This window comes from Paraburkholderia sp., assembly GCF_036488505.1.
Lineage (GTDB): Bacteria > Pseudomonadota > Gammaproteobacteria > Burkholderiales > Burkholderiaceae > Paraburkholderia.
Map to the genome: position 1 here is coordinate 1 of NZ_DASXHN010000350.1, position 8,066 is coordinate 8,066.

Genomic DNA, 8,066 nt, shown 5'->3' on the forward strand with positions numbered 1-8,066 from the left:
AGCGTCTCGGTGACCGTGATCAGCGCGCTCGCGGCCAGCGTGGCCGGCAGCACCCACGGATTGAGGAGCAGCGCCGGATCTTCCTTGACGACTTCGAAGCCGGCCTTGCTCACCGGATAGGTCCACGTGACCTTGGATTTGACGACGGTGCTGTCGGCGTTATCCATGGCGGGGCACACGGTGCCGGTCGCCGCCCAGCGGCGCTCGCGGCCGAGTGGCGCGCTGACGCCGAAAATCGAATCGGCCGTCTTGCCGATTTTCGGCACCGACTTCACGACCGTCCCGGCGCCCCTGACGAGCGCCTGCTGCGACACCGAGTGTCCGCCGATATCGACATGGCGCGCGGCCTGCGTTGCGCTGTCGAGATGATGCGTATTCGTCGCGAAGCCGGCGCCGACCGCGCCGCCGACGCTGGCCACGCCTTCCATCGCGATCGTGAAGTAGTTCATGTCGATATCGATATTGCCCAGCAGATACAGCACGCCGTAGCGCGAGTGCGGGATATCGAAGTTCTGGATCTGACGGCGCGCGGCCGCGGCGGACGGCCGTGCCGGTGCAACGGCGCTCACCTCGCGGTAGATGAATTCCATCAGGCCGCCGCTTTCCACATTGCGTGTGACGCGCGCCCAACTGCCGCCCTTCTCCGCGACGTAATCGTCGAGTGCGTCGCGCAAGCTGGCGGCCTTCAGTTGATCGAAACGTGCGGTGCACCAGGCGGCGTAAGCGGCATCGACCCGGCGCGTGCTGGTGCTGCGCGACTTGAGCGTGAGCGCCGTGCGGCGGATCCATTCCTGTGCGTTGACGACGTCCAACGGTCCTTTTGCGCCCATCTGCGCCTCCCCGTACCCGACTACCGCCTGGTTATGTATTGAACTTTGTGCGCGATGTTAGCAGGGAAACAATGCGCTGCGGGTTTTCGGACGTTCGTGTGCAATAGCGTTGGGAAAAAGCCAGGAAACCGATGGCGAGGCCTCTTTATTCGGATTCCATGGCGTTTTTATGACAGTGGCGTTTTTGCGTGACGTTGTGGCGTGACGCGGTTGGTGGATGGTTTCGTCACGCTCGTGCAGAGTCCGTTGTATCTGCTGGCGATGAGCGCCGCGGCTGTGCGTCCGAAGCGACTCGCGGAAACACTCAGCTTGCTGCCGGTTCAGCCCGTGTTCGCCCGCGGGCATTCAGTCCGATACCAGAGATCCACCTGGCGCTGCGCCGCCATCAGATCGTCCGGATAGTAAGGATCGAAGCGCCGTTCAGGATGGTAGCCGGCTGCCTCGAGCGCGGCCAGTTCGCTGATGTTGCGCTCGCGCGTGGCCGGCGCCTTGTTCCTGATATCCGTCAGGTCGCGGCATTGGGCGGCACTCAGATGGGTTTGCGGGCCTTGCATGCCGCCCGCCGCGCAGCCGGCCAGCGCGAACACGGTGGCGGCGAGAACAGACGGCATCTGCGTGAGGAACTTCATGTCGTGCCTCCTTGTTTCGAAAAACGCGCCGTGGGCGTAGCCTCGTCGCGCCGCTGTACACTGGCGCCGCCGCAACGCGCGTTCCACACCGGCAGCATGCGCTGCGCCTCGCAAGGCAACCTGCGATAGCGGACCTGGTGGGTGCAGACCAACTTGAAACGCAGACCGGCGCCAGCCGGGCCGCACCGCCCGATGGCAACATCGGGTAAATTTCGCCACTTCTGCGCGACCACGCGCGCGCGTCGAGCGCTCGCGCCCGTTGTCGTGCGGCGCTCGCAGGCAGGCATCGCCGTTGCGCAGTGCAACGAACAGCATTCGACAAATTTATCAGGCAGTAGGAATGCGCGCTGCTGCGTAGCCAGTATGTGCCAGCTGAAGGCACTGCCAGTCGCAGCAGCGGCGCGAGAACGAAGTGGTGGAACGTGACATGTGCAAGGTCTTGCTGGTAGACGACGACGCGGGCTTGCGGGAGGCGCTGGAGGCCGCCCTCGCCTCGCGTGGACACGATGTAGCGAGCGCGCAGGACGGACTGGCGGCGCTGCGCGCGGCCATCGACAGAAAGCCGGAAGTAATCGTGTCCGATGTGAACATGCCGTACTTGGAGGGCCCCGACGCGGTGCGGATCCTGAAGGCGTTGCCGCGATTTCGCGACGTGCCGGTCATATTCATGTCCGGCACCGATCTGCCGGCGACAAGTCTTGCCGAGGCCACACTGCGCAAGCCGGTCATCGTCGAGCGGCTCGTCGATCTGCTCGAACGCATCGCGCGGACGGCGACCTCCCGGCGCACGCGCTCGCCGCAGCGGCCTCCGATCGTCAACAACGCCAACGAGGAACGATGGGACTCAGCGCTGGCGGCGGCGTCGCTTGCGCCGCCCCTCGGAACCGAGTGTGCGGTGCGCATATGCCGGGGCATCGAGCTCATGCATGCGCAAGCCGCGCGGATCGGGCGGTTGCGCAGAAGCGGGGTGGACACCGAAGAGTCCGAGCGGTTGTATGAGCGTCTCGTCGATAGCGTCGCAAGTCTGCTCCAGTATTTGCCGACGGAGGCGTCGACACGCTCCCGGCACTCGCGTTGATGTCGCACTGATCGACCGGTCTGCCGGTTGCGGCGGCATCGCGCCGGGGGGCGCGCAGTCCAACGAATCGCGCGCCGGCTCGGGCACGCTAATTGCTCGCCCACCTCCATTCTGGACCGCCATGAGACACGGCGGAACGACAACGGGAGTGGACGATGGTGACAGTTAGCCAACGCGACGCGACGATTTCTGACGATTGGTGCCGGCGTTGGGTCAACACAGTACGTGACTATGCGGTCATCGGTCTCGCGCCGGATGGCACGATAAGAACCTGGAACGCCGGCGGTGAATATATCCACGGCTTTACATGCGAAGAGGTGATCGGCCGCCCGTTCGAAATTTTCCATACGCGCGAAGATCGCGACAACGGTACGGCCGCGGCGTCGCTTGAACGAGCGCGCCGCACGGGCCACGCCGAAACCGAGGGATGGCGGCTGCGCAAGGACGGGTCGCTGTTCTGGGCCAATGTCGTGATGACCGTGTTGCGCGACGAGGAAGGACAGGTGCTCGGTTTCGGCAAGATCGTGCGCGATATGACCGACAAGCGGCGCGCGCACGAAGCGGTCGTCGAGAGCGAGCGGCGCTTCCGCATGCTCGTCAACGGCGTGACCGATTACGCGATTTTCATGTTGTCGCCCGAAGGGATTATCACGAACTGGAACGCCGGGGCTCGCCGCATCAAGGGGTATACCGCCGACGAAATCATCGGCTCGCATTTCTCGCGTTTTTACACCGCTGAAGATGCGCAAGCGGGCCTGCCGCAGCGCGGCCTCGCGATTGCCGCGAAGGAAGGCAGGTTCGAGGCCGAAGGATGGCGCGTGCGCAAGGACGGCAAGCGTTTCTGGGCCCATGTCGTGATCGATGCGATCCGCGCGGACAATGGCGAACTCGCCGGCTTTGCGAAGATCACGCGCGACATCACCGAGCGTATGGAGGCGAACCGGCTGCTGGAGGAAACCCGCAAAGCCCTGGTCCACTCGCAGAAGATGGAAGCGGTCGGCAAGTTGACGGGCGGCGTGGCGCACGATTTCAACAACGTGCTGCAGATTTTGCGGGGCAATCTCGAACTGCTCGATAACCGGCACCATCGCGACGCGTGGACGCGCGAACGGCTCAACAAGGCGCTCGACGCGGTCGACCGCGGCTCGACGCTGGCCTCGCAACTGCTCGCCTTTGGCCGTCAGCAGCCGTTGCAACCGGTGGTCATCAACCTGGCCGCGACCTTGCAGGGCGTCGACGACCTGTTGCGTCGAGCGCTCGACGAAACGATACGCGTGAAAACGGTTTTTGCCGCCGGTCTGTGGAACACGCTGATCGATTTTCAACTGCTCGAAAACGTCATCCTCAATCTCGCGATCAATGCTCGCGATGCGATGCCTCAGGGCGGCGAGCTGACGATCGAACTATCCAACGCGGTGCTCGACGACGACGACGTCGCTCCGCTCGCCGATGTCGCGGCCGGTCAGTATGTGCTGCTGGCCGTCACGGACACCGGAACGGGCATGTCGAAGGAAGTCCTCGAGCGCGCGTTCGACCCATTTTTTACGACCAAACCGGAAGGCAAAGGCACCGGGCTCGGGCTCAGCATGGCCTACGGCTTCGTGAAGCAAAGCGGTGGCCATATCGAGATCCATAGCGAGCCCGGCCGCGGGACCACCGTGAAGATTTACCTGCCGCGTTCGATGCAGCCGGCGACGGAACTTCCGCGGCGCGAGCGGGTAGTCGTGACCGGCGGCACGGAAACCATTCTGGTCGTCGAAGACGACCCGAAGGTGCAATCCACCGTGATCGATACGCTTTCCGGGCTCGGCTATCGGGTGCTGAAAGCGGACACCGCGCAGCAGGCGCTGGCCGTGCTGCAAAGTGGTGTTCACGTCGACCTGCTTTTTTCCGACGTCGTGATGCCCGGGCCAGTGCGCAGCACCGAGATGGTTATCGAAGCTTTGCAGTTGCTGCCGAAACTGAAAGTACTGTTCACCTCGGGCTATACGCGCGATGCGATCATCCACGGCGGCAGACTCGACCCCGGCGTCGAGCTGCTGGGCAAACCGTACAGCCGGGAACAGCTCGCGCAGAGGATCAGACAGATGCTGGGCGGCCGCAACAAGCCCGCCGCGCAAGCACTCGAGCCGATCGCCCCGCGTCAACGCAGACACGGGCTGCGCGTCCTGTTCGTCGACGACGATCCGAACCTGTCCGACGCGGTCACGGAACAGCTGAACCTGCTCGAGCACCTGCCGGAATCGACCACCTCGCCGTCGGAAGCGCTCAAACGGCTGGTGCAGCAGCCATTCGACGTGCTGATTACGGATCTCACGATGCCGGACATGGACGGCATCGAACTGGCGCGGCAGGCCACAGCGATGCGACCTTCGCTATGCGTGGTGTTTTCATCGGGAAATGACATGCCCGAGCTGCCGCCGTTGGCATTCCGCTGGGCGGCTTTGCGCAAACCTTTTACATTCAGGGAACTCGATGCGGTATTACGCGGCTTTCGCACCTGATGTGCGTCGTTCGTTCCGGTGTCACGCCATCGCGGCAGACGGGAGGGGCAATGAGTAGCATCCCGGAGCTGTTCAGGCATTTGACGGCGGGCGTGTACGTGATCGGCGTAGCGAACGGTGAGCGCCGGGACGCGTTTACTGCCAGCGCGGTGATGCAGGTTTCGTTTTCCCCGCTGCTCGTTGCACTCGGTATCAGCGCGGCGCATGAGTCTTATACCCTTCTGCACGAAGCAGACGGATTCGCGATCAGCGTGTTGAGCGCGCAGCAGCAGGAGCTGGCCAAACACTTCGGAACGCAGTCCGGGCGCACGGTCGACAAACTCGCGTCAACGCCGTGGCGGCCGGGCGTGACAGGCGCACCGCTGCTGCGCGATGCGCTTGCCCACTTCGAATGCCGGGTGGTCAACGACATCGAGGCGGGAGATCACAGACTGGTTCTGGCACGCGTGATCGATGGCGCGATCGCCCGTCCGAACGGCCAGCCGATGCTTTACGCGCAGACGGGCAACCTCGACGGCAGCGAAAGCCTCTACCCCGCCACGTTTTCGTGACGGCGCGGCGACGCCGCGCGCGGTGCGATGCAATTACGACGTAGGTGAACAGGACAGCAGCATGCTTACCTTGGAAATCGAACGGATCCGGCCCACGCAACTGACGCATGGGGCGCGGGAAGTGCGCTCGAAAGCCGCGCAATACGCGGCGCTGAGCGGCCACGATCTGGACATGGCGATTGCCGAAAAGCCGATACCCGTTGTGTACGGTCCCAACCAGACGCCCTTTGCAATCGATCATCACCACGTGGCCGCCGCGCTCTGGCACACCAACATCCGCTCGGTTCCGGTCGTGCTGGTGCGGGACCTGTCTTCCTGTTCCGTTGCCGAATTCTGGCTGAGCATGGAAAACCAGCGATGGACGTCCCCGTACGACGCCCAAGGCCAGCGACGGCCGTTCTCCGAGTTGCCGGAACACGTGTGGGAACTGATCGACGACGAGTATCGAAGCCTCGCGGCGGCGGTGCGCGATGCCGGCGGATACGAAAAAACTCAGGTCCCGCTGGCAGAGTTTCGCTGGGCGGACCTTTTCCGCTCTACGCTGCCGCGGCCGCAAAGCGACGCGCAGTTCGCCGAACTGGTCGAGCAGGCGGTGACGCTCGCGAAGAGCGATGCGGCGCTCGGGCTGCCCGGATATATCGGCGACGGACGCGATACATAGCGGATTGAGCGCTGGCGGGTTACTCCGGCTCCTTCACCCCGCATCCGACGAATGTGCTGCCAATAGAGCAGCTTGAAGGGACGGTCGGAACACTAGAGACTCACAGCCCCTAGAGCCAACCCATCGCCGAGGCCTTGAGCGTCGCCGCTGCGCGCGTAGAACATTCGAGCTTGCGAAACACGCTCTCAACATGGGTACGAACCGTGCTCGGACTCATCGTCAACTCCCGTGCGGCTTCCTTGTTGCTCGCACCGCGCGAGATCACGCGTAGCACGTCAAGCTCGCGCACTGACAGCAGCGAACCCTGCGACGCGTTTTTTGTCGGCCGCCTGACCACCGGCGCGTCGCCCGCCACGAGAGCACTGACCACCTCGTCGCATAGCCTGCCGCCCGCAACCTCGTTGCGCAACGTTTGGGCGGCAGCATCAGTGGACAGCGCAGCACGCCACGGCCGCGTCGCGCGCAACGCGACCCATGCTACCGACGCCGCAAGGACGCGTGCCTCCAGAGGCAATGCGCTGTCGCCAGCGCCACGGAAGTATCCCGAGCCGTCTTGCCGTTCGTACGCGTAAGAAGCGAGTTCAGCGGCTTCGCCCAGAGCGCCTGTCTGTTTGCCCGCGCGCGCGGTCCAATACGGGACCAGCCGCACCTTTTCCCACGCACTCGCTGCCAAAGGTCCGTGTTGGTTCCACACGTCGTTGGGCACGGCGGCTCGTCCGATGCCGTGAATCAATCCAGCGTGGTAAACGCGCGCCTGTGCCGCTTCGTCCAGCGCAAGGCGGGCGCAACACACGGCCGCCGTCGCCGCCACCGCGCGCGAAAAACCCGTCATCCACGGCAATTTCAGGTCGATCACATCGGCGATCAGTTCAGCCGAAGTAAGCCGCTGCATGTCGGATGTCGTCAGTGCGGCGTCGAAATCTGCAAGCGACGCGCGCTCCAGTTCCGCTACCCAGCCGACTGCATTGCGCGCCGCCGTCTCGACCAGGCGCCCCGGATACCGCGTGCCGGCGCGCTGCCCGATCAGCCCAAGCGCCCGTTCGAGGCCATACGCGCGGGTGAAAATCTCCAGGTCGCCCGCCAGCGCGACGACGAACACAGGCATCGGCACCATGTCGCGCGCGACGTTCGCCGGCAAGCCAGCGCCGTCCCATGCTTCGAAAATGTTACGCAGCGCGGCTTCGGTATCGCTGGACAGAGCCAGCATGCGCGCGATCTCGCCGGCCACCTCGCAGTGGGTCTGTGCCAGCGCAGGCATCACGGCGCCGGCGCCACCGAACGCTTCCAGCGGCTCGGCCCACCCCGGTCGCCCTTCCAGCATCGCCACCCGGATCGCGATGTCGTCGCCGAACACTTGCGCGAAGCCCGCTGCGTTCGCAGTGCATCCGGACCAGCGCAGTAGCGCCACTTCGCGGACCGTATCGCAAGCCCGCGAATCCAGTCCTGCGGCTTGCGCGAGGCGGGCTGCCAGCCATCCCGTGCGCAACGAATGGTCGGTCGGTTGTCCCATGCTCAAGTCGCCGATGAACGCGAGCGCTCTGACCGAATCGAATACCCGCAGCGCGGTCTGACCTGTTTCAATATCGAACTTGGGCATGGGGTGCAGAAAATCATTAGAAACAGCAAAGAATCATACGCGACGCTTGCGCAACATATACGGCGAGCGGGCATCAGCTGTCGATACAGGGCTGCTCGCCGGCCGCCGTGTCTGCCCGTATGCTTCGACGGGCTGCCGCGGCGGCTTGTTCACGCGCGGAGAAATGCCTGTCTTCTTTGCTAACGCGTTAAACAGGCACTCCCGCGAAAGGCGACC

6 protein-coding genes and 1 pseudogene are annotated in these 8,066 nt (G+C 64.2%); 4 read left to right on the plus strand and 3 right to left on the minus strand.

The annotated features are described in order from the left end of the window. A pseudogene (locus VGH68_RS20835) lies at positions 1-830 on the minus strand (hypothetical protein); the annotation flags it as partial. Between the two features lie 320 nt (positions 831-1,150). After that, a complete protein-coding gene (locus VGH68_RS20840) occupies positions 1,151-1,459 on the minus strand; it encodes a DUF4148 domain-containing protein (RefSeq protein ID WP_331605590.1) in 309 nt (102 codons plus the stop codon). Positions 1,460-1,886: 427 nt separating this feature from the next. Between VGH68_RS20840 and VGH68_RS20845 the strand changes: the two genes are divergently transcribed. The 4 genes from VGH68_RS20845 to VGH68_RS20860 all read left to right on the plus strand — a co-directional run bounded on the left by VGH68_RS20845 (position 1,887) and on the right by VGH68_RS20860 (position 6,253). After that, on the plus strand, positions 1,887-2,537 hold the full coding sequence (locus VGH68_RS20845) for a response regulator (RefSeq protein ID WP_331605591.1): 651 nt from the start codon (positions 1,887-1,889) through the stop codon (positions 2,535-2,537). Positions 2,538-2,692: 155 nt separating this feature from the next. Then, positions 2,693-5,041: a PAS domain S-box protein gene (locus VGH68_RS20850; protein WP_331605592.1), complete on the plus strand. Its 2,349-nt coding sequence runs from the start codon at positions 2,693-2,695 to the stop codon at positions 5,039-5,041. Positions 5,042-5,091: 50 nt separating this feature from the next. Beyond that, positions 5,092-5,592 (plus strand): flavin reductase family protein, encoded by a 501-nt coding sequence (locus tag VGH68_RS20855; RefSeq protein ID WP_331605593.1) that lies wholly within the window; start codon positions 5,092-5,094, stop codon positions 5,590-5,592. A 61-nt stretch (positions 5,593-5,653) separates the two neighbouring features. After that, positions 5,654-6,253 carry a ParB/Srx family N-terminal domain-containing protein gene (locus VGH68_RS20860; RefSeq protein WP_331605594.1) on the plus strand — a complete coding sequence of 200 codons (600 nt, stop codon included), beginning with the start codon at positions 5,654-5,656 and terminating at the stop codon, positions 6,251-6,253. A 109-nt stretch (positions 6,254-6,362) separates the two neighbouring features. On the opposite strand, the gene VGH68_RS20865 is transcribed toward VGH68_RS20860, so the two are convergent. Then, positions 6,363-7,850: an HD domain-containing phosphohydrolase gene (locus tag VGH68_RS20865; protein WP_331605595.1), complete on the minus strand. Its 1,488-nt coding sequence runs from the start codon at positions 7,848-7,850 to the stop codon at positions 6,363-6,365. Positions 7,851-8,066 lie beyond the last annotated feature (216 nt).